General features: G+C 41.2%; 13 protein-coding genes, 2 tRNA genes and 1 pseudogene. 4 read left to right on the forward strand and 12 right to left on the reverse strand.

Annotated elements, in window-relative coordinates:
- Nucleotides 1–43: 43 nt before the first annotated feature.
- The 4 genes from CTY47_RS13175 to CTY47_RS13190 form a co-directional block, all read right to left on the reverse strand.
- Nucleotides 44–115, reverse strand: a tRNA-Met gene (locus CTY47_RS13175).
- 129 nt (nt 116–244) lie between these two features.
- Complete coding sequence (locus tag CTY47_RS13180) at nt 245–559, reverse strand: chaperone modulator CbpM (RefSeq protein ID WP_099465230.1); 315 nt, start codon at nt 557–559, stop codon at nt 245–247.
- Between the two features lie 14 nt (nt 560–573).
- Nucleotides 574–1,479: a DnaJ C-terminal domain-containing protein gene (locus CTY47_RS13185; protein WP_099465231.1), complete on the reverse strand. Its 906-nt coding sequence runs from the start codon at nt 1,477–1,479 to the stop codon at nt 574–576.
- Between the two features lie 244 nt (nt 1,480–1,723).
- Nucleotides 1,724–1,795, reverse strand: a tRNA-Met gene (locus CTY47_RS13190).
- A 216-nt stretch (nt 1,796–2,011) separates the two neighbouring features.
- On the opposite strand from CTY47_RS13190, the gene CTY47_RS13195 reads away from it, so the two are divergent.
- Genes CTY47_RS13195 through CTY47_RS13210 form a run of 4 tightly spaced genes read left to right on the forward strand, consistent with a single transcriptional unit; the run spans nt 2,012 to nt 5,001 of the window.
- Nucleotides 2,012–2,605, forward strand: a complete 594-nt coding sequence (locus CTY47_RS13195; protein ID WP_099465232.1) for a TetR/AcrR family transcriptional regulator — start codon at nt 2,012–2,014, stop codon at nt 2,603–2,605.
- An 8-nt stretch (nt 2,606–2,613) separates the two neighbouring features.
- Complete coding sequence (locus tag CTY47_RS13200; RefSeq protein WP_099465233.1) at nt 2,614–3,558, forward strand: 3-oxoacyl-ACP synthase III family protein; 945 nt, start codon at nt 2,614–2,616, stop codon at nt 3,556–3,558.
- Nucleotides 3,559–3,578: 20 nt separating this feature from the next.
- A complete protein-coding gene (fabG, locus tag CTY47_RS13205) occupies nt 3,579–4,325 on the forward strand; it encodes a 3-oxoacyl-[acyl-carrier-protein] reductase (RefSeq protein ID WP_099465234.1) in 747 nt (248 codons plus the stop codon).
- A 1-nt stretch (nt 4,326) separates the two neighbouring features.
- Nucleotides 4,327–5,001, forward strand: a complete 675-nt coding sequence (locus CTY47_RS13210; RefSeq protein WP_099465235.1) for an RluA family pseudouridine synthase — start codon at nt 4,327–4,329, stop codon at nt 4,999–5,001.
- 56 nt (nt 5,002–5,057) lie between these two features.
- Here CTY47_RS13210 and CTY47_RS13215 read toward each other — a convergent pair whose 3' ends face one another.
- The 8 genes and pseudogenes from CTY47_RS13215 to gltB form a co-directional block, all read right to left on the reverse strand.
- Nucleotides 5,058–7,244 (reverse strand): glutamine synthetase III family protein, encoded by a 2,187-nt coding sequence (locus CTY47_RS13215; protein ID WP_099465236.1) that lies wholly within the window; start codon nt 7,242–7,244, stop codon nt 5,058–5,060.
- Between the two features lie 127 nt (nt 7,245–7,371).
- Nucleotides 7,372–8,604, reverse strand: coding sequence for an LL-diaminopimelate aminotransferase (locus tag CTY47_RS13220; protein ID WP_099465237.1), 1,233 nt, complete (start codon nt 8,602–8,604; stop codon nt 7,372–7,374).
- Between the two features lie 35 nt (nt 8,605–8,639).
- Complete coding sequence (gene dapF, locus CTY47_RS13225) at nt 8,640–9,449, reverse strand: diaminopimelate epimerase (RefSeq protein WP_099465238.1); 810 nt, start codon at nt 9,447–9,449, stop codon at nt 8,640–8,642.
- Between the two features lie 415 nt (nt 9,450–9,864).
- Nucleotides 9,865–11,517 carry a hypothetical protein gene (locus tag CTY47_RS13230; RefSeq protein ID WP_099465239.1) on the reverse strand — a complete coding sequence of 551 codons (1,653 nt, stop codon included), beginning with the start codon at nt 11,515–11,517 and terminating at the stop codon, nt 9,865–9,867.
- A gap of 176 nt (nt 11,518–11,693) precedes the next feature.
- Nucleotides 11,694–13,418, reverse strand: a complete 1,725-nt coding sequence (locus CTY47_RS13235) for a hypothetical protein (protein ID WP_099465240.1) — start codon at nt 13,416–13,418, stop codon at nt 11,694–11,696.
- Nucleotides 13,419–13,556: 138 nt separating this feature from the next.
- On the reverse strand, nt 13,557–15,221 hold the full coding sequence (gene asnB, locus CTY47_RS13240; RefSeq protein WP_099465241.1) for an asparagine synthase B: 1,665 nt from the start codon (nt 15,219–15,221) through the stop codon (nt 13,557–13,559).
- A gap of 20 nt (nt 15,222–15,241) precedes the next feature.
- A pseudogene (locus CTY47_RS13245) lies at nt 15,242–16,716 on the reverse strand (glutamate synthase subunit beta).
- Between the two features lie 157 nt (nt 16,717–16,873).
- The gene (gene gltB, locus CTY47_RS13250; RefSeq protein WP_099465242.1) at nt 16,874–21,388 is read right to left on the reverse strand and encodes a glutamate synthase large subunit; all 4,515 of its coding nucleotides are present in this window, start codon (nt 21,386–21,388) and stop codon (nt 16,874–16,876) included.
- Nucleotides 21,389–21,656 lie beyond the last annotated feature (268 nt).

Consider the following 21,656-nt stretch of genomic DNA (forward strand, 5'->3'; position numbering starts at 1 on the left):
ATACATTTCTGTATGCTGCCTTTTGTGCTTATTCTTCAAAAAGTTGCGGAGGCAAGACTCGAACTTACGACCTTTGGGTTATGAGCCCAACGAGCTACCACTGCTCCACTCCGCGATATAGTACAATCGTCGTTGATTGTGAGTGCAAAGGTAGTAAAGATATTATACAATCCAAATTTATTTACAAAATGTTTGTGTAATACTCCTTGTACTTGCAATGGAAGGATTGATTAGCAACGTTTTGTTACATGTTAATAATGTTGAAATTGTGAGACTCGTATATGCGTAACCTCTTTTTTAAAGAATGTATTTCGTGTTGGAGAGTCTCCATACGGTTAAGTAGATGGTGAATTGCATCTATACCTTCCATATTAATGGACAAATCATAATACATACGTGTATATTGTTCCACCTCTTTTAATTGGGACGATAAAAGGTATCTTTCGCCATCTACAATGTTAATGTCTATCAGGCCCCCTTCTTCCAATAAAAGAATAAAGGAAGGGTCTATATGGCATTTCTGGCAGTATTCACTGACAATAATTAGTTCTGTTTGCATAATACACTACTGTTTTAATTAAGACTTTGTATTTCTTTGAATAGTTCCTTTTGCTTTTCTGTCAGGTTTGTCGGTATATCTATAGAATATGTGATTATAAGATCTCCGAATTTCCCTTCATTTTTATAAACAGGGAACCCCTTTCCTTTTAAACGTACTTTCGTGTTGTTTTGAGTTTCGGGCTTCACTTTTAACTTGACTTTGCTATCCAATGTATCAATAATCTGTTCGCCTCCTAATATCGCAGTATACAGGTTTAGAGGAACTGTTACATACAGGTCGTCGCCATCGCGTTTGAAACGGTTGTCTTCTGCAATGACGAATGTTATATATAAATCTCCGGCAGGTCCCCCGTTGATGCCGGGTCCTCCTTGTCCTTTCAGTTTTATTGTCTGGCCGTCAGCCACGCCGGCTGGTACGGTGATACGCAAATTCTTTCCATTTACGGTGATTACCTGTTTGTGTGTTTTTGCAGCATCGGTTAATGACAAGCGTAATTCGGCAGTGTAATCTTGTCCCCGGAAGCCATAGTTTGCATTGTTCCCTCCGCGGCTGCGTGATCCGAACATAGATTCAAAGAAATCAGAGAAACCACTTCCGTCACTTGACTCCGACCAGAATGTACCGTCTCCATTACCTCCAAAGTTTGCCCTTTGCTGGCGATATTGCTGTTGTTGTGCTTCATACTGGTCGGCATGTTTCCAGTTTTCTCCATACTGGTCATATTTCTTTCTTTTTTCAGGGTCGCTCAGAACTTCGTTGGCTTCATTAATTTCCTGAAACTTCCGGTGAGCGTCAGGATTGTTCGGGTTTAAATCCGGATGATATTGGCGGGCCAGCTTTTTGTATGCTTTTTTTATTTCGTCTTGCGAAGCTGCCTTGTTCACTCCCAAAATGTTGTAATAATCTATATAGGCCATAATATTATATGTTAATTCCGTTATATGCTATCCGTTAGTATACACTCAATAAACATGCCACAAAAAGGAAAGTTGAGAGGAAAAACACATATTTTCAAATCATCGGGATGTTTTTTACAAATCATCGGGATGAAATTAGAAAAACATACTTATGAAATAAGAATCCATAAAGAAACGTTCCTGAATAAGTAATGGAGGGATAAAAAAAGAGAGCGTCACATTGTTGTGACACTCTCTTTCTCTGTTGCGGAGGCAAGACTCGAACTTACGACCTTTGGGTTATGAGCCCAACGAGCTACCACTGCTCCACTCCGCGATATGGTACATATCAATCTTGATTGCGAGTGCAAAGGTAGTATATATTTTTTAATAAACAAGTAATTTGCCGTGTTTTTTGGAGAAAGAATAAAAGGAAAGGCCGGTTTGGATTGATAGAGTAGTAGGTTATTTCGATAAAATGTAGTTTTGTTCTTGGTAGTTAATAATTTTTCCGGTACTTTTGCGCACAGTTTTAATCAAAATGTGCAATACAATGCCGATGACAGTTTCTAAAACACGTGACATGTTGGTGGATGTGGCCAGACAATTGTTTGCTCGCCTGGGGGTGGATAACACAACGATGAACGATATTGCACAGGCATCAAAGAAAGGAAGACGTACATTATATACGTATTTCAAGAGCAAAAATGAAATTTATCTGGCTGTAGTCGAATCAGAGCTGGATCAGTTGCATAAAATGCTTCTGGATGTGGCCGGTAAGGATTTGCCTGCAGATGAAAAACTGATGACTTTTATTTATACCCGTCTGGATGCAATAAAAGCACTCGTATTTCGTAACGGAACGCTGCGTGCTAATTTCTTCCGGGATATATGGCGTGTCGAAAAGGTACGTAAAGGTTTCGATATTCGGGAGATAGAGATTATCAAAGGGATATTGGATGCGGGTGTAAAAGAAGGAATCTTCCGGATGCCGGATACTGATATTACCGCTTTGGTGCTGCACCATGCTTTAAAAGGTTTGGAAGTCCCTTATATCCGGGGAATTATGGGCGATAATATTAATCAGCGGATTAAAAGAAGAGATAATGTGATGAACTTAATATTCAACGGAATCAAGATAAAGTAAAACCAGGGATGTTTATTAATGCAACAGGGTTTTATGTGCCCGAAGAACGGGTACATAACCAACATTTTTTGGAATTAAATGGGTTGACAAGTGAGTGGATTGAACAACGCACAGGTATTAGAACAAGATCTAAAGCTAAACCCGAAGAGAACATTAACACAATGGGGCTGGAAGCTATTAAAAATGCACTTCCTGATCTTCCGTACGACATTACGGAAGTAGACTTGATCGTTGCCGCCTCATATTCGCCTTACGATACAGTAGCAACGGCTGCACATATTGCTCAGCATGAGTTCAACATAGTAAATGCAAAGGCTTTGTATCTATCTTCTGCCTGCTCTTCTTTTGTGAATGCACTTGAAGTTGTGGAAGGATATTTTGCAATGGGTAAGGCTACGAAAGCCCTGATTATCTCGGCTGATAAAAATTCTGCTTATTATAATGAGACAGATCCGAAGGCCGGCCATTTGTGGGGGGATGCTGCTGCTGCGTTTTTTATTTCAAAAGAACGTGTGACGGAACATGATGCACAGATTGTGGAAATCTTTACACAAGGCCTTGGACATCTGGGTAAAGGACCGGAAGGTGTGCAATTGCGTCCGCGTGACGGCGGTATTATGATGCCGGAAGGACGTGATGTGTTTATTCAGGCTTGTACTTATATGCCGAAGAATGTATTATATCTATTAGAGAAGAATGGATATACGTTAGATGATCTTACCTATTTTATAGGCCATCAGGCAAATATGCGTATAATGTCGAATATAGCAAAACAATTGAATCTGCCTGAAGAAAAGTTTTTGCATAATATAGAAGAATTGGGTAACACCGGTTCTGTAAGTTCTGCATTGGTATATGCTCAGAATGCTACTGGTTTCAAAAAAGGAGACGTGGTTTGTATTACCGTGTTTGGTGGTGGATATTCTGCAGGTGCTTGTTTAATAAAATGTTAAATGATTAAAAATAAAATCGTATGAAATTATTAGAAGGAAAAGTTGCTATCGTAACCGGTGCTGCTCGTGGTATTGGAAAGGCGGTTGCTATGAAGTTTGCTGCCGAAGGTGCAAATATTGCTTTCACAGACTTGGTAATTGATGAAAACGGTTTGGCTACACAAAAAGAACTTGAGGCTTTAGGTGTTAAAGCTAAAGGATATGCTTCAAATGCTGCTAATTTTGAAGAAACTCATACAATTGTTGCTGAAATATTGAAAGACTTTGGCCGTATAGATATTTTGGTAAACAATGCGGGTATCACAAAGGACGGCTTGATGATGCGTATGACCGAGTCTCAATGGGATGCTGTTTTGACAGTTAACCTGAAGTCTGCATTTAACTTTATCCACGCTTGTACACCTATTATGATGAAACAGCGTTCGGGCAGTATCATTAATATGGCATCTGTTGTAGGTGTTCATGGCAATGCAGGGCAATGCAACTATTCTGCATCTAAAGCCGGTATGATTGGCTTAGCTAAATCTATAGCGCAGGAATTGGGCTCTCGTGGTATTCGTGCTAATGCGATTGCTCCGGGATTTATTATCACGGATATGACTGCCGCTCTTTCGGAAGATGTAAGAGAAGAATGGTGCAAGAAAATTCCTTTGCGCCGTGGCGGAACACCTGAAGATGTAGCTAACATTGCTACGTTCCTGGCATCTGATATGTCCTCTTATGTATCAGGACAGGTTATTCAGGTTGATGGTGGAATGAATATGTAATATGGAAGTAATCTACGAAGACAATCATATCATTGCGGTAAATAAAACCTGCCGCGAGATTGTTCAAGGAGATAAGACCGGTGATACTCCTCTTTCAGACTTGCTAAAGGCTTGGCTGAAAGAGAAGTATTGTAAACCCGGAAATGTTTTTGTTGGTGTAGCTCATCGACTGGACCGCCCTGTCAGCGGGGTTGTTTTATTTGCCAAAACCAGCAAAGCGCTTGCACGGCTGAATGAAATGTTCCGTACCGGCCAAGTGAAAAAAACATATTGGGCAATAGTGAAAAATTGTCCTCCGGCAGAAGAAGGTGAGTTGGTGAATTGGTTGGTTCGCAATGAAAAGCAGAATAAAAGTTTTGCTTATGATGTTGAGCGACCTGATTCGAAGAAGGCAATTCTTCATTATAAATTAATAGCTCATTCGGATAACTATTATTTGCTGGAAATAGATTTGAAAACCGGCCGCCATCATCAGATACGTTGTCAGTTGGCAAAGATGGGATGCCCTATTAAAGGAGATCTGAAATATGGTTTCGATCGTTCCAATAAAGATGGAGGCATCAGTTTGCATGCCCGTAGTGCAGAGTTTATTCACCCCGTTTCCAAAGAAAGTATAAGAATAGAGGCTCCTGTGCCTGATGATAATTTATGGAAAGCGTTGATAAACGCTTTGTAAAAAGAGACTATTCGAAGAAATAGTCTCTTTTTGTTTCTTAGACTTGTCGAATAAAGCTAGCGGATAAATAATAGCTCCCTGTATTTGGGTAGGGTCCACATTTGGTCGTCTACCACCAGCTCCAGTTTGTCGATATGATAGCGTATGGCTTCCAGCATAGGGACAATCGTGTCGTGGTATGCTATAGCCTTCTCGCGTTCATTCTCTATTTTATTGGCTTTTTTTCGGGCATTTACCATTTCGTCTACCTTTTCTTTGATGAAGATGGTATGGTTGGCAATGTCTTCAATGATTTCAAGATTCTTCGACGACAGATGCACTGCTTTTTCGGTTGGGAATAAATCTTTCATTTTGTATACGTTGTCAATCAGGGAAGATTGGTATTTCGTGGCCATCGGGATGATGTGGTTCATGGCCAGATCGCCTAGTACACGAGCTTCTATTTGTATCTTTTTAGTGTATGTTTCCCACTTTACTTCATTGCGGGCCTCAAGTTCTTTGCGAGTCATGACGCCGGTAGATTCGAACATCTTTACACTACTGTCTTTCAGATAGGCATCGAAGATAAGAGGTACACTGGTTTCGCAATCCAATCCCCGGCGGATTGCTTCGGCTTTCCATTCATCGCTATATCCGTTGCCGTCGAAATGGATTGCTTTGCACTCTTTAATGTCTTTACGAAGTTGGTCTATAATAGCTGTAAATTTGTCTTTACCTTCTGCAATTTTTGTGTCTACAGTTGTCTTGAAATGTTTTAACTGGTCGGCTACGGCCGCGTTCAGAGCTAGCATGGCAGATGCACAGTTGGCAGACGAGCCTACTGCGCGAAACTCAAAGCGGTTTCCGGTGAAGGCAAATGGCGAAGTACGGTTGCGGTCTGTATTATCTATCTGCAGTTCGGGTATACGGGCTATATCTAATTTCATTCCCTGTTTGCCGGCTAGATTGAAGTTTTCGCTGTCGCTCTTTTCCAGATGATCTAATACGGCAGAAAGCTGTGATCCCAGAAAGCTGGAGATAATTGCCGGAGGTGCTTCGTTTGCTCCTAGGCGATGGGCGTTGGTAGCGGACGAGATACTGGCTTTTAGCAAGGCATTGTGGATATATACAGCCTTTAGCACGTTTACTACAAAGGTGATGAAACGCAGGTTGTCTTCAGGAGTTTTGCCTGGAGCCATCAGTAAAATACCGGTATCGGTACCCAGCGACCAGTTGTTGTGTTTACCTGAACCGTTTACTCCTTTGAATGGTTTTTCGTGAAGTAACACCCTGAAGCCATGTTTGCGACTGATCTTACGCATCAATGCCATAATAAGCAGATTGTGGTCGTTAGCCAGATTGCATTCTTCAAAAATAGGAGCTAGCTCAAATTGGTTTGGAGCAACTTCATTATGACGCGTCTTTACTGGGATACCCAGCTTGAGCGCTTCTATCTCCAAATCTTTCATGAACTCCATTACACGAGTCGGAATAGCACCGAAATAATGGTCTTCAAGCTGTTGGTTTTTACTGCTTTCGTGTCCCATCAGGGTGCGGCCGGTCAGTAGCAGGTCGGGGCGTGCAGCATATAAACCTTCGTCAACCAAAAAGTATTCTTGTTCCCAACCTAAATAAGAGTATACTTTTTTGACATCTTCGTTGAAGTAGTGACAGACGTCTACTGCAGCTTTGTTTACTGCTTCCAAGGCTTTTAGCAGAGGAGCTTTATAGTCTAACGATTCTCCGGTATAAGCAATGAAGATTGTTGGTATGCAAAGTGTATCGCCTACGATAAAGGCTGGTGATGACGGATCCCAGGCTGAGTAGCCACGGGCTTCGAATGTATTACGGATACCGCCGTTAGGGAAGCTGGATGCATCCGGTTCCTGTTGTATGAGCAGTTTACCAGAGAATTCTTCTATCATGCCTCCTTTTCCGTCGTGTTCTACAAAAGCATCATGCTTTTCGGCTGTTCCTTCGGTCAGCGGATGAAACCAGTGTGTGTAATGGGTTGCGCCCATTTCGAGTGCCCATTTCTTCATACCTGCTGCTGTGGCGTTGGCAGTTTCGCGGTCTAGCGGTGCGTTGTTGTCGATGCAGTCTATCAATTTAGCATACGCTTTTTCGGGAAGATACTTAAACATTTTCTGCCGGTTGAAAACAAGTGAACCGAAATAAGTTGCCGGCCTTTCGGTTGACGCCGGGACTTCTGCTGCCTTTTTCTCGAAAGCGGCCTCTACTACTCTGAATCTTAACTTTGACATAGTACCTGTTTGTTGAAGTTATAGTGAATATATAATAGTTGTTGTATAGTGCTGGTTAGAGCGTGAATAATTAGCCTGATTGATGGTCGCGACCTCTCTATAGTGCCTTTTTATGTAGATAACCGATTTATTGGTGTAGCCATTTTTTTAATCTGTCCATAGCTTCCATTGTGTCGTTTCTGTCTCCAAAGGCAGTGAGGCGCAAGTAGCCTTCGCCACTGGGACCAAATCCTACACCTGGGGTTCCTACTATGTTTACTTCGTAAAGCAGTTTATCGAAGAACTTCCATGAACTTAGTCCGTCGGGTGTTTTTAGCCACAGATAGGGGGCGTTGGTGCCGCCGTATACATTCAGGCCGCATGCTTTGAGTCCCTCTTTCATGATTCTTGCATTTGTCATATAGTAGTTTATAGTTTCTTTAACTTGTTTCTTTCCTTCGGGTGAATATATGGCTTCGGCTCCGCGCTGGGTGATGTAGCTGGTGCCGTTAAACTTGGTACTCTGACGTCGGTTCCATAGTTTGTTCAGTTGCACGGTTTCGCCATTTAGTGTAAAAGCGTTCAATTCTTTCGGTACTACGGTGTAACCGCAGCGAACTCCTGTGAAGCCAGCTGTCTTTGAGAAGCTGCGGAATTCGATGGCTACCTTTTTTGCTCCCTTTATTTCATAGATAGAGTGGGGTATATCTGTGTCTTGGATATATGCTTCGTAAGCAGAGTCGTACATGATAATGGCGTTGTTGACTAAAGCATAATTGACCCATTTTTTTAGTTCGTCTTTCGATAAGGTTGTTCCCGTTGGGTTATTAGGGTAACATAAGTAGATGATATCTACCCGCCTGTCGGGCAGACTGGGGATAAAGTTGTTTTCTTCCGTACAGGGTATATAAACGACGTCGCTCCATTTGCCGTTTTCGAGTATTCCCGTACGTCCACTCATCACATTAGAGTCGATATATACGGGATATACAGGATCTGTTACGCCAATACTGTTGTCATGGCGGAGCATGTCTCCGATATTTCCGGTGTCGCTTTTGGCTCCGTCGCTTACAAATATTTCGCTGGGTTCCAGATAGACGCCACGGCTGGCATAGTCGTTTTTCAGGATGGCATCAATAAGGAAAGAGTAGCCTTGCTCCGGACCATAGCCGTGGAAGGTTTCTTTCGTTGCCAGTTCGTCCACGGCCTTATGCATGGCTTCTATAACGGCAGGGGGAAGGGGTTGCGTAACATCACCGATCCCCATGCGGATGATTTTGTCTTTGGGATGGGTGATTTTAAAGCTGTTTACCTTCTTCGCGATGTCTGAGAATAGATAACTGTTTTGCAATTTGAGGAAATGTTCATTAACTAGTGCCATATCTTGCTGATTTGATTTATGCTGTTTATTGTTTATTATAAACTTATTGTTCCGTCGAATACTTTTATGGCTTCACCTGTCATATAAACATGGTTGGATTCGTTATCCCACCGGATAGAAAGTATCCCTCCGTCCATAATTATATTAGTAAGCCTTCCGCTTTTGCCATTCACAATGGCAGCTACAGCGGTTGCGCAGGCTCCTGTTCCACAAGCCTGGGTAATGCCTGATCCTCTTTCCCATACCTTCATTCTGATTTCTTCTTCGGTTATAACTTGTGCGAATTCTATATTGGTACGATGGGGGAACAAAGGATGATGCTCCAACAGAGGCCCTATTTCGGAAAGGTTCACCTTGGCTATATTTTCCACAAAAATAACTAAATGCGGATTACCCATCGATATAACGGTACCGATATATTGTTTGCCTCCTGCTTCCAGTTCCAGAGCTATTTCGCCAATGGTAGGGGCACCCATGTCTACGGTAACCAGGGTTACTTTCTTCCGTTTGACGGTTAATTGCAATTCTTTGATGCCTGACAGGGTTTCCAATGTGATGGTTTTCTTTTTTGTCAGACCTTTTTCGTATACGTATTTGCCGATACAACGGGAGGCATTTCCACACATCATGGCTTCTGAGCCGTCTGCATTATAGATATGCATGCTGAAGTCGGCAATATCTGACGGGCCTATTAAAACCAATCCATCCGAACCTATTCCTGTGTGAGGTGCACTCCACTTGACGGCTAGTTCCTCCGGATTGGCAAGAGGATAGAGCATTGTGTTGACGTATATGTAGTCATTTCCGGCTCCGTGCATCTTTGTGAATTTGACTTGGTGTGTCATTTTTACTCCTTGAATCTTGTTGTTGTAACTTTTTGTTTTGTAGCAACACAAATATATGACGTTTTGTGATTTAATATTGCTTATATATGTCTGAATGCTTATTAAATATTGCTCTTGTAATAATTTGTGTTGTTAATATCCATTTTTGCTTATAATCTGTAATTAAAACCAATTGTTCAAATATTATTTGTAACTCATGAATGGATTCTATTAGATAATAAGTCATGCTTGTGCGGTAGAATTATGACTTGTGTGGATGGTATATGGCCTTATTTGTGTTAAATGGGAAGCGAAACAGAGATAATTCTGACAAAATGGAAATAAAAAAAGAGGCTTAAAATAATAAAAAAGAAGCCGTTCGATAATTCGAACGGCTCTTCTTGAATAGCAAATCAGTAAAAGAATGTTCTACCGGTTAGTTTGCTTTAAACTTGAATGATTTGCGTGCATTATCTTTCATGATTGTAACAATATAAATGTTTCCTTTCATTTGATTTGGTATTGTTACATATTCGTTTGCTCCGGCAATTATCCCTTGCGCTATTAAACCACCATTAATACCGGTAACAGAGTAGGCCGCTTTATCTGCATTTTCAACGTAGATACCTCCAGCTTGCGCGTAAACACAAGTTTTTTCAAGAACAGGAGAAGTCTCGTTACTGGTAATAATACCAGATATATTTGATAAGAAGTATGCTGTAGCTATGGGAGTTGCAACCCCATTTTTTACAGGTGCAATTTCTACAGCAATTCTACGCTCTTTAAGAGGAACAGTAGCTGTAAGTTGCATTGTTTCGTTATTCATTTGTTTGATAGAAGCGTTGGCTACTGCCTTGCCTGTAGTTACATCCAAGTTGGTATTAACGTCTATTTCCATATCGTTGCTTATTATTTCATTGTCTGAAATAACACCGTCTCCGTTAGCGTCTTTGGCTGATTGGATAAGCATTTTGTAATTTGGATTGGTATTGCCTTCCACTGCTCTGACGGCATGGTCTATTGCTAAAACGAGGGCGGATGTTGCTGTGGTTGGGATTTTGGAATAATCAGTCATTGTGATTAACTTAGTCCCCGCATACGTGTTGCTGGTCCAGCCTTCGTTACTTGTGGAATCTTGTATGGCTATAGTCAGATTTTCATTTTTCTGGGCGATTGAGAATGTCAGTTTCTTATAACTATTGGTCGGTGCTCCATTGGTAGTATATGTATAGGATTTAATTTGAATCATCTGGATAGGCATCGGATTATCGAAACTAATGAAAACATTGGCATCTCCCATTGGAATTTTGTTTGTTCCTGTAGTAGTAGGAATACCATATAAAGAGAATGGGATGTATCCTTTTATCAGCATATCGCTAATACCAATCGTTACCTGATAGTTATATTTGGGAATAGTTACCCCTGTTAAAGTCAGCAATTCACGGAGCATTTGTTCTAGAGTTACATCAGCTACTATTGCGTAAGTAGTTTTGTCTTGTGACAGGTTTAATGTAAGAATAGGATTCTCTCCTCCTCCCATGATATCAAGAGATATTACGGTTTTGCCAAGTATGGAGCCTTCGCTTTCCGGCGTAATTTTGATGTTTACAATAGCTAATGGTAGCCATTGCCCGCTTTGATACACATTGGCTTTGATGGTCATTGGCATATCTATACTGGTAGAGTAAGTGCCAATTTCCACGGGTAGAGTCACCTTTTGATAGTTTTCGAAAGTGATTTTCAGGGTGTCGTTTTCTGTCATTTGTGCTAATATCTCATTGATGGCAGAGGCTTTCAGTACTACATTATCCGGTTTAATATTTACAGGTGTTGAGGATTCATCGGCCCGGAGGTTGTTTTGTGGAATGAACAGCTGCGAATTGACAATGGACTCGATGCTTAACTGAGGATTAGCAAATTCCAGGAAATCAATGCCTGTTTGTTGCTTTAACTGGTCGAAAAGAACGGGAACTACTTCCGTTTTAATTGTTTTCTTTTGTTGTACGGTTAATTGTTGTTGTGCAACGACTGGTATCGTAGTGGCAAATGATAAGACTACAATACTGATTGAAGATAAAAATTCTTTCATAAGCAATTATGATTTAGATATTAATAAATCGAGACAAAGGTATCATATAAAACCAGATAGCAATCGAAAGTAGATTTATTTAAGATTACCCATATAGTATATAAAAAAAGAGTTGGTCGATTATTATTCGACCAACTCTTTTTTATTTATAACTCTTTAGAATAAAATCAGATATGTTACTTAGCCTTAATCTTGAATGATTTTTCTGCATTCTCTTTTATAATTGTAACAATATAAATGTTACCTTTTGCTAAAGAAGGAATAGCGATATATTCGTTTGTTCCGGAGATAATTCCATTAGTAAGTTTAGCTCCATTTATGCTGACAACAGAATAGGTAGCTTTATCACAGTTTTCAACATAGATTCCGCCTTCTTGTACATATACATTTGCATCTTCAAGAACAGGAGACGCTTCGTTGCTGGTGATAACACCGAGTGCATTAGACTTAACGAATGCGGTAGCCATCGGAGTTGCACCTTCCTTGTCAGGATTAGGGGTAAATTCTATTTTAATCTTTTGGTCTGCTGTAGGAATGGTTGCTTTGATGTTCATAACTCTATCGGAAGCATCAGCTTTTGCTACAGTAGGTTTTTTGATATCAATTGTTGCAATCAGATTGACTTCTTTGGCACTTATGGCTTCAAGTTTAGTAACAATATCTATAGCCATTACATTGAATGCTTCTTCAAGCGTGCCATTCTTGTAATAGGCTGAATCGATTTTTATACCAATATTCTGATTCATGTCTGCTTTCAGATTACCGATAATGCCAGCAACCAAAGATGACATCATGTTACCGAATGTAGTGCTTAAAGAAGCCGGCATGGTAATGATTTGCTGCGCATAAGGTGCCCAGTTTGAATATGCAATATCTTCATTGTTGATAATTCCATCACCATTGATGTCTTTAGCTTCACAAACGTAACTTGTTGTCGTTAATTTCATGTCTGCTCCTTCTACTGAAATAACCGGAGCAAGTTTCCTAAATCCGTTAACCTTACTATCTGTTCCATAAGATGTCAATATAATTGAATCAGCCGGCATGCCTGTTGTTGATTTCAGGTTTGCATATACTGTGGCATCGCCCATAGGAATAGAAGCAGTAGGAGCTTGTAACGGTTTGCCAAACAAACTGGCTTTGATAGTGCCTGCCGTCATTAACTTAGTCATGTCTAAAGTTACCATAAAGTTAGGTACTTCTGCCAAGCTGCTAACCATTCCGCGTAAAGCATCTTCCATTACAATAGAATAACTTAAAATACCGTTGCTGCCTTTTGTTTCTTCAATAGATAACAGATCGCCTGCTTTTAACGGGAAGTTTTCAATGCTTGACCCTAGACCTGCTAATAAAGGACTTAAAGATAAAGTAGCGCGGAATGAACTGTATGGTAAAATAGTTCCTTTGTCTCCTGATGTGAATGATACGGTTAGCAACTCGCCAAGTACATCAATAGAAGCAACAATTTTGTGAGGTATTTTTATACTGACAGGGCGTACACCCATTGCAAATGTGAAATCTTTAGATTCGCTGAATGTTAGTTTTACTTTCTTTAACAGGCTGCTTACAGCATCAGGCATACCTGTCATTTTGATAGAACTTAAATCTACGTTCATGCTGTCAGGAATGACATCAATCACTGTTGGAGTGGCAGCTCTTGTAGCCAGGCCTTGTTGGAAAAATAAAGGAGATGAAACAATACCTTCGATTGTAGGATTCGTTAATGCCATGAAGTCTACACCCGAAATAGTTTTAACCTGATCAAATATGGCTGGCACTATCTCTTTAACGATAGCAGCTTTTTCTGCATTTGTTAATTGGGGCTGGTTCTGCGCAGAACCAGTGAATGTTGTTGCAAACAACATTACCAGTGCACTAATAAAAGTAAAGATTTTTTTCATATATACACGATTTAAATTATTAATAAACCTCGACAAAGGTATCATATAAAATAAAACGTTCAAGGATTTTTTCGAATAATTATTGGTGTCTAATAATATAGCAACAATATAAAATTCAGCCTCTGTTGATGATGAATTTTAATGGGAAGCTTTGTGTATGCCCGTTATAGAACGTCCGCTTGGGTCATTTCTGTTTTTGAAAGAGGTGTCCCAAACAAGTGCCTCTGCTGTTGAACAGGCTACACTAGGTACGCTTGGTACACTACGTGCAGCACATTCACTAGGGAAATGTTCTTCAAAAATGCTGCGATAATAATATTCTTCTTTATTTTGTGGCGGATTAATCGGGAACCGTTTTGTTGCATGAAGCATATCGTTGTCTGATACGGCTTCCGTCGCTATTTTTTTTAATGTATCAATCCAATTGTAGCCAACACCATCGGAGAATTGCTCCTTTTGTCGCCATACTATTTCGTGAGGAAGCATTTTCGAGAATGCTTCGCGTAAAATCTTCTTTTCAATGATTTCTCCGGGGCACATTTTTGCTGTAGGATTAAGGCGCATTGCCACATCCAGAAATTTTTTGTCGAGAAACGGAACGCGTCCTTCCACTCCCCATGCACAAAGGCTTTTGTTTGCACGCAAGCAATCATATAGATAAAGCTTTCTGAGTTTGCGGATAGTCTCTTCGTGGAATGTTTTTGCATCGGGAGCTTTATGAAAGTATAGATAGCCGCCAAATATTTCATCAGCACCTTCGCCGCTAAGTACCATTTTTATCCCCATACTCCGGATTACGCGGGCCAATAAATACATAGGGGTAGAAGCTCGTACGGTTGTTACATCATAAGTTTCGATGTAATAAATCACATCCCGTATGGCATCTAGTCCTTCTTGTATGGTATAGTTTATTTCGTGATGTATGGTACCGATGTGGTCTGCTACTTTTTGGGCGGCCGCCAGATCGGGAGCTCCTTTAAGGCCAACTGCGAAAGAGTGGAGTTGAGGCCACCAGGCATCTGTTTTTCCATTATTCTCTATTCGTTTGGCGGCATATTTTTTAGCGATGGCTGATATAATGGATGAATCTAGCCCTCCCGATAGGAGCACTCCATAGGGAACATCGCTCATGAGCTGGCGCTGGACGGCTGCTTCAAGAGCGTTATATAATTGTTTTATATTGGATGGATTGTTTTTTACATTATCATAATTTGTCCAATCACGGGTATACCATTTCGTTAGTTCCCGGTTTTTACTATAGAAATAGTGTCCTGGTAAAAACGGTTCATAATGGGTGGCATATCCTTCCAACCCTTTTAGCTCGGAAGATATTAATAGATGTCCTTCGTTGTCATACCCTATATAGAGAGGTATAACGCCTATTGGGTCTCTGGCGATGAGGTAGATATCTTTCTCTTCGTCATACAGTGCAAAGGCAAAGATCCCATCCAGGTCTTCTAAAAAGTTAATGCCTTTTTTCTTGTAGAGTGCGAGGATCACTTCACAGTCCGATCCTGTTTGAAACTCATATTCATCTTTTAATACTTCGCGTAGTTCACGATGGTTGTAGATTTCTCCATTAACGCAAAGAATATGTTTGCCATCTGCGCTGATTAAAGGTTGTCCTCCTGAAGCGGGATCGACGATTGATAAGCGTTCGTGTGCAAGTATTGCAGTCTGGCCCTGGTAAATGCCGCTCCAGTCGGGGCCACGATGACGTATTTGTTTACTCATTTGTAAAGCTTGTCTGCGATAAACGGAAGTATCGCCATGTATATTGAATATTGCTGTTATGCCGCACATAGTTGTTGTTCTTTATAAAGTTATTTGTTCATTAAATATTTATCTATTTCTTCTGCTGTTTTTCTTCCGGATGCCATAGCTTTTACAACCAGACTGGCTCCGCTGACTGCATCTCCACAGGCAAAGACTTTATCCATAATTGTCTGGTTTTTTTTGTTTACGGATATATTCTTGCGTTCGTTGACTGGTAGTGAGAGTTCTTTGATCAGTCCTTCTTGCTCCGGGTGCACGAATCCCATGGCAAGGAATATAAGGTCGGCTTCTATAATCTCTTTCCTGCCGGTTTTTTTTATATCAGGACGACTACCGTTTATAGGAGATGTCCATTTCACCTCTTCCACTTCTACTCCTGTAAGTGTGTTTCCATTTCCTATAAATCGACAGGATGCCAAATTCCAACGACGTAGACATCCTTCTTCGTGGCTACTGCTGGTTTTTAATATTTGCGGGTACATGGGCCAAGATGTTTGTGGATTGTACTCTACCGGAGGTTTAGGCATAATTTCTATTTGCGTGACATTTGCCGCTCCATGACGGTTAGCCGTTCCTACGCAATCGCTGCCAGTGTCGCCTCCTCCGATGATGAGTACTTTTTTCCCTTTACAGTTAATAATGTTTTTAGGTGGAATCTGGATACCTTCCAGTTTGCGGTTCTGTTGAGATAGCAATTCCAGTGACAAATGTATGAAGTTCAGGTTACGTACTTCGATGTGTAGTACACGTGCGATTGTNGAATGCCTTTCAGGTTACGTCCTTCGATTGGCAGGTCACGTGGAACTTCCGATCCGATGGCTATGCAAATAGCATCGTAGGAATCCAGTACATCTTTTGCCAATATCTCTTTGCCTACCATCGTGTTTACTTTAAAGATGACACCTTCGTCTTTCATCAGCCGTATCCGGCGGTCTATGATGTTTTTCCCTAATTTGAAATTTGGGATGCCGAAGCGAAGTAAACCACCCGGCAGTTCGTCTTTTTCAAATAAAGTGACTTCATAGCCCCGGCGATTCAGTTGTTGCGCTGTTGCCAATCCGGCCGGCCCACTACCAATAACTGCAACGCGTTTTCCATTGCGGATTGGTTGTTTTGGTGTGATATAACCTTCACGAAAAGCCATTTCTATGATAGCTGCTTCATTTTCACGGATGGTGACAGGTTCATTACAGCTTAATTTCAGCACACAGCTTTTTTCACAGAGAGCCGGGCAGATACGTCCGGTAAACTCAGGAAAGTCGCATGTTTGTTCCAACAAGTGGTAGGCTTCTTTCCAGCGTCCTCTGTAAAGCAGGTCTTGCCATTCGGGCTGTTTATTACCCAACGGGCAAGCCCAGTGGCAGAAAGGTACGCCGCAATCCATGCAACGTGATGCTTGTGTGCGCCGGTCGTTGCTGTTCAATGTTTGTTCTACTTCGCTGAAATCGCCTATGCGTTCATGTACAGGCCTGTAGCCTGCTTCTTGTCTGTGTATGGTTAAGAATGCTTTTGGATTTCCCATTGTTGTACTTCTTTTTAATGATGTTTTGTTTGTTATTAATTCCATCCGTTTTGGTGATAAGCTGTCACCTTACCGCGTGGTAGTTCATCACCTTACCGCGTGGTAGTGTGTCACGCGTACGCGTGACGAGGTCTCACCCGGCCGGGTGGTTCCGGAGTTAATAATCCCGTTGCATTTCGGCTATTTTTTGTTGTAGCTTCATCATCTGTTCTTCCTGCAGTACCTTTTTATATTCTATCGGGATGATGCAGATGAATTCTCCGGAGTATTTGTTCCAGTTATCGAGCATTTTTCTGGCCAGTAGGCTACCTGTATAGTGGTAGTGCTTGCGGATTAATTCGTTCAACTCTTTATTGGTATTACTGTCTTCTATGAGTGATAATTCCACCGTTTCCATGTTACAGAAGTAATCAAAATCGCCGGCTTTATTCCATACATAGGCTATTCCTCCGCTCATACCTGCTGCAAAGTTTCGTCCGGTTTGCCCAAGTATGACCACACGTCCGCCTGTCATATATTCGCAACAGTGGTCACCTACCCCTTCTGCCACAGCAATAGCGCCGGAATTACGTACACAAAAACGTTCTCCTGCACGTCCGTTGATATAGACTTCTCCACTAGTAGCCCCATACATTAAAGTATTACCGGCAATAGTGTTTTCTTCGGCTCTGAAGGTAGATTGTACAGGAGGTATCAGGCTGATGCGACCGCCGCTTAATCCTTTACCTAAATAATCATTGGCTTCTCCTTCGAGGCGGAAATGGATACCATGTGCCAGAAATGCTCCAAAACTTTGTCCTGCAGAACCTTTGAATTTGATGTTTAAGGTATTGTCTGGCAGGCCTGTATTACCATAATGTTTTGCAATCTCACCGGATAACATGGCTCCTACTGAACGGTCTGTGTTGGCAATGGTATAGTTCAGTGATATTTCGTGCTGAAACTTGATGGCAGGCATAGCATGTTTAATGATGTCAATGTCTTTTACATTGTTTATCAGGTGCGCTTGCTTTGTCGTTTTGTGAATGGCATTTTGTTTACCTTCTGCCGGAAAATGAATTAGCTTGTCAAAATTAAGCAGATCATGCTTGGCAATTGAGTCTGATGGTTTACGGATAAGCAAATCCGTATGTCCTATAATCTCATCCAAACTTTTAGCGCCTAATTCAGCCAGATATTCGCGGACTTCTTCTGCCAGGAAAGTGAAAAAGTTTACCAGATACTCACTGCGTCCGCGGAAACGCTTGCGTAGTTCTTCGTCTTGTGTGGCAACTCCTACCGGGCAGGTATTTATATGGCATTTGCGCATCATAACGCATCCCAGGACAATAAGGGCAGAGGTGGCGAATCCAAATTCTTCAGCGCCGAGCAAGGCCATTAGAATAATGTCGCGTCCGGTTTTCAGTTGTCCGTCGGATTGCAGGCGAACTTGTCCGCGAAGATTGTTGAGGACTAATGTTTGTTGTGTCTCGGACAAACCTAATTCGGGTGACACACCGGCATAGCGAATGGAACTTACAGGAGAAGCACCGGTACCACCTTCGGCACCGGAAATGATAATACGGTCTGCTTTGGCCTTAACCACACCAGCAGCAATCGTTCCTACTCCGCTTTCGGCTACCAGCTTAACACTGATTTCGGCATGCGGATTAACATTTTTCAGATCAAAGATAAGTTGTGCGAGGTCTTCTATAGAGTATATATCATGATGAGGTGGCGGCGAAATCAGTGAGATGCCCGGAATAGAATGACGTGTTTTGGCTATAATGTCGTTTACCTTATAGCCTGGTAGTTGTCCTCCCTCGCCGGGTTTTGCTCCTTGTGCGATTTTAATTTGTATTTCATCTGCATTTACCAGGTATTCGGCAGTAACTCCGAACCGGCCGGATGCCACTTGCTTGATGGCAGAACGAAGGGATGTGCCATCTTTTCCAGGAATAAAACGTGCCGGATCTTCTCCTCCTTCTCCTGTATTACTCCGTCCGTGTATTTGGTTCATAGCTATAGCGATGGTTTCGTGTGCTTCACGACTAATTGATCCGAAGCTCATTGCACCGGTAACAAAACGTTTCATAATATCGCCAACAGGTTCTACCTGTTCCAGTGGTACGGGTTTCTGTTTTCTGAATGTAAGAAAGTCGCGTAAAAAAATAGGTGTCTCCTTATTATCAATCAGGTGGCTATACTCTTTAAACTTTTTGTAACTTCCCAACCGGGTAGCGAGTTGAAGGGTAGCGATCGTTTCCGGGTTCCATGCATGTTTTTCTCCATCTTTACGGAAAGAATAGACTCCGGCGTTGGGAAGTGGGCTGCCTGATGTTTGTTTGAAAGCCTCTTTGTGCATGGCAATAATATCGCTGGTAATTTCATCTAAGTGGATACCTTCTATATTACTGGTAGTTCCTCCGAAGTATGTGTTTGCTAGTTCGCTGCTGAGGCCGATAGCTTCGAATAGTTTGGCTCCACGGTAACTTCGAATAGTGCTGATACCCATTTTACTGATAACTTTGAACAATCCTTTACATATTGCTTTGATATAATTCTTGCGGGCGGTTTCGTAGTTAAGCTGGATGACTTGGTTGTCTACGATATCTTTGATAATCGCAAATACCATATAAGGGTTGATAGCACTGGCGCCATAACCCAATAAAAGGGCAGCATGCATTATCTCGCGCATGTCTCCTGTTTCTACGACAAGAGCTGTCTGTACGCGTTTCTGTACTGAAATCAGATAATGATGTACGGTACTGACTGCAAGTAATGACGGGATGGGAGCATGTTCTTTGTCTATCCCTTTGTCACTAAGTATAATGTAGTTTGCCCCATCGGCAACGGATTGTTCAGCTTGCTTACAGAGTTTTTCTAATGCAGATTGAAGTCCTTTGCATCCTTTTGCTACTTCAAATAACATGGGTAGTTTGACTGATTTGAACCCTTTGTATCTGATATTACATAAAATATCTAATTGTGTATTTGTAAGAATAGGATGATTTAGTTTAACCATTTTGCAATGGTTTTCATTCGGACTGAGGATTTTGTTACCCACAGCCCCGATATATTCTTCCAGGCTCATAACTAACTCTTCGCGGATCGGATCAATAGGTGGGTTAGTGACCTGTGCAAATTGTTGCCTGAAGTAGTTGTACAATAGTTGTGGGCGGGTGGACAAAGCTGCCAACGGTGTGTCGTTTCCCATAGAACCGATCGGTTCCGTACCATTTGTGGACATAGGTATGAGAATGCGTTCTATATCTTCCCTGTTGTAACCAAAAATATGTAAACGTTGGTCGAACTGGCCTACAATATGAGGAATTTTTCTTCCAGACTTTATTTCATCCAGTTCTATCCGGTTGTTGGCAAGCCATGTACGATAAGGTTGGGCGTTTGCCAGTTCCTTTTTTAATTCACTGTCGTAATATATTTCACCTTTTTCAGTGTCAATGAGAAGTATTTTTCCCGGCTGTAAACGACCTTTTTCTTTGATCTCATTTGGCTCGAAGTCTATTACGCCTGCTTCCGAGGCTACTACCATCATGTCATGTTTCGTAATCAGATAGCGTGCAGGTCTTAACCCGTTACGGTCTAGCATACCTCCGGCATAACGACCATCACTGAATAGAAGTGCTGCAGGGCCATCCCATGGTTCCATAAGGATGGAGTGATATTCATAAAAAGCTTTTAAACTTTCGGAGATAGGGTTTTTCTCGTTGAAACTTTCCGGTATCAACATTGCTATAGCATGAGGAAGGCTCATTCCGGAAGCTACAAAAAACTCGAGTACGTTGTCAAGAGAGGCACTGTCACTCATGTTTGGTTGAATAATAGGGCGTATATCTTCTATATCGGGAATGTTGGATGAAGACAGGACACTTTCACGAGCTTCCATCCATCCGCGATTTCCGCGAATCGTATTGATTTCCCCGTTATGTGCAAGCAGTCGAAAAGGTTGTGCCAAACTCCATGTGGGAAATGTGTTGGTACTAAAACGTGAATGTACCAATGCCAGCCCGCTGGTGAAATAATGGTTTGTTAAGTCTGGGAAATAGTGACGCAACTGCATCGACTCCAGCATACCTTTATATATAATACTTCTGGTAGATAAGGATACGATATAGAAGTTTTCTTTTCCAGGTAAATTGGCTGAAGCGATTTTTTTCTCAATTCGTTTACGAATGATGTATAGCTTTAGCTCCATAGTTTGTTGGTCATTACAGCCGGTAACAAATATTTGTTTAATATCCGGTTCAGTTTCCTGTGCAGATTTTCCTAAAATACTTGTGTTAACCGGTACTTTTCGGAGATGCATTAATGTTAGCCCCTCTTTTTCTATTTCTTCTATTATAATGCTGAGTATGGCAGTTTGTTGTTGTTCATCTTTGGGTAGAAACACAAGTCCGGTTCCATATTTACCTTTTTCAGGTACAGGAATCCCTTGAAGTAAAATAAATTCATGGGGAATCTGTAACATGATGCCAGCACCGTCTCCAGTTTTATTGTCAGCCCCTTCAGCCCCCCGATGCCGCATATTTTCCAATACTTTTAGAGCCGATTCAACAATGTTGTGTGATTTCTCTCCATGAATGTTAACTAACATTCCAACTCCACATGCATCGTGTTCGTAAGCAGAGTTGTATAAGCCTCTTTGACTGGTGAAATGATCTTTTTTGCTCATTTTGTATATCTATTTGATTTATTATTTCTGCAATATGTGTCTAAATGATATGCAAATATAATTTTATGTTTCATATTGAAATATATTATTGTCTCTTGATTTTTGTTTAATTTAGGTCCGGGAAGCAACAGGCTTTAAATTGTTAGATAAATGAGCAGAAATACTTATAATTTATAGTTTTATAGTAGGATGTTTTTAGCTAATTGTTATTTTGTCTATTTGTCTGATGTTTTATATATAAATTAACTAAATGCTGTATTTGATAATT

This window comes from Parabacteroides provencensis (assembly GCF_900232875.1).
Taxonomy (GTDB): domain Bacteria; phylum Bacteroidota; class Bacteroidia; order Bacteroidales; family Tannerellaceae; genus Parabacteroides; species Parabacteroides chinchillae.

What these genes read in the sequence shown, in the direction of transcription:
- CTY47_RS13220 (WP_099465237.1), bottom strand. Translation starts at nt 8,604, where the DNA reads ATGGCACTAGTTAATGAACATTTCCTCAAATTGCAAAACAGTTATCTA.
- gltB (WP_099465242.1), bottom strand. Translation starts at nt 21,388, where the DNA reads ATGAGCAAAAAAGATCATTTCACCAGTCAAAGAGGCTTATACAACTCT.
- CTY47_RS13195 (WP_099465232.1), top strand. Translation starts at nt 2,012, where the DNA reads ATGCCGATGACAGTTTCTAAAACACGTGACATGTTGGTGGATGTGGCC.
- CTY47_RS13185 (WP_099465231.1), bottom strand. Translation starts at nt 1,479, where the DNA reads ATGGCCTATATAGATTATTACAACATTTTGGGAGTGAACAAGGCAGCT.
- fabG (WP_099465234.1), top strand. Translation starts at nt 3,579, where the DNA reads ATGAAATTATTAGAAGGAAAAGTTGCTATCGTAACCGGTGCTGCTCGT.
- dapF (WP_099465238.1), bottom strand. Translation starts at nt 9,449, where the DNA reads ATGACACACCAAGTCAAATTCACAAAGATGCACGGAGCCGGAAATGAC.
- CTY47_RS13180 (WP_099465230.1), bottom strand. Translation starts at nt 559, where the DNA reads ATGCAAACAGAACTAATTATTGTCAGTGAATACTGCCAGAAATGCCAT.
- CTY47_RS13215 (WP_099465236.1), bottom strand. Translation starts at nt 7,244, where the DNA reads ATGTCAAAGTTAAGATTCAGAGTAGTAGAGGCCGCTTTCGAGAAAAAG.
- CTY47_RS13230 (WP_099465239.1), bottom strand. Translation starts at nt 11,517, where the DNA reads ATGAAAGAATTTTTATCTTCAATCAGTATTGTAGTCTTATCATTTGCC.
- CTY47_RS13200 (WP_099465233.1), top strand. Translation starts at nt 2,614, where the DNA reads ATGTTTATTAATGCAACAGGGTTTTATGTGCCCGAAGAACGGGTACAT.
- CTY47_RS13235 (WP_099465240.1), bottom strand. Translation starts at nt 13,418, where the DNA reads ATGAAAAAAATCTTTACTTTTATTAGTGCACTGGTAATGTTGTTTGCA.
- asnB (WP_099465241.1), bottom strand. Translation starts at nt 15,221, where the DNA reads ATGTGCGGCATAACAGCAATATTCAATATACATGGCGATACTTCCGTT.
- CTY47_RS13210 (WP_099465235.1), top strand. Translation starts at nt 4,327, where the DNA reads ATGGAAGTAATCTACGAAGACAATCATATCATTGCGGTAAATAAAACC.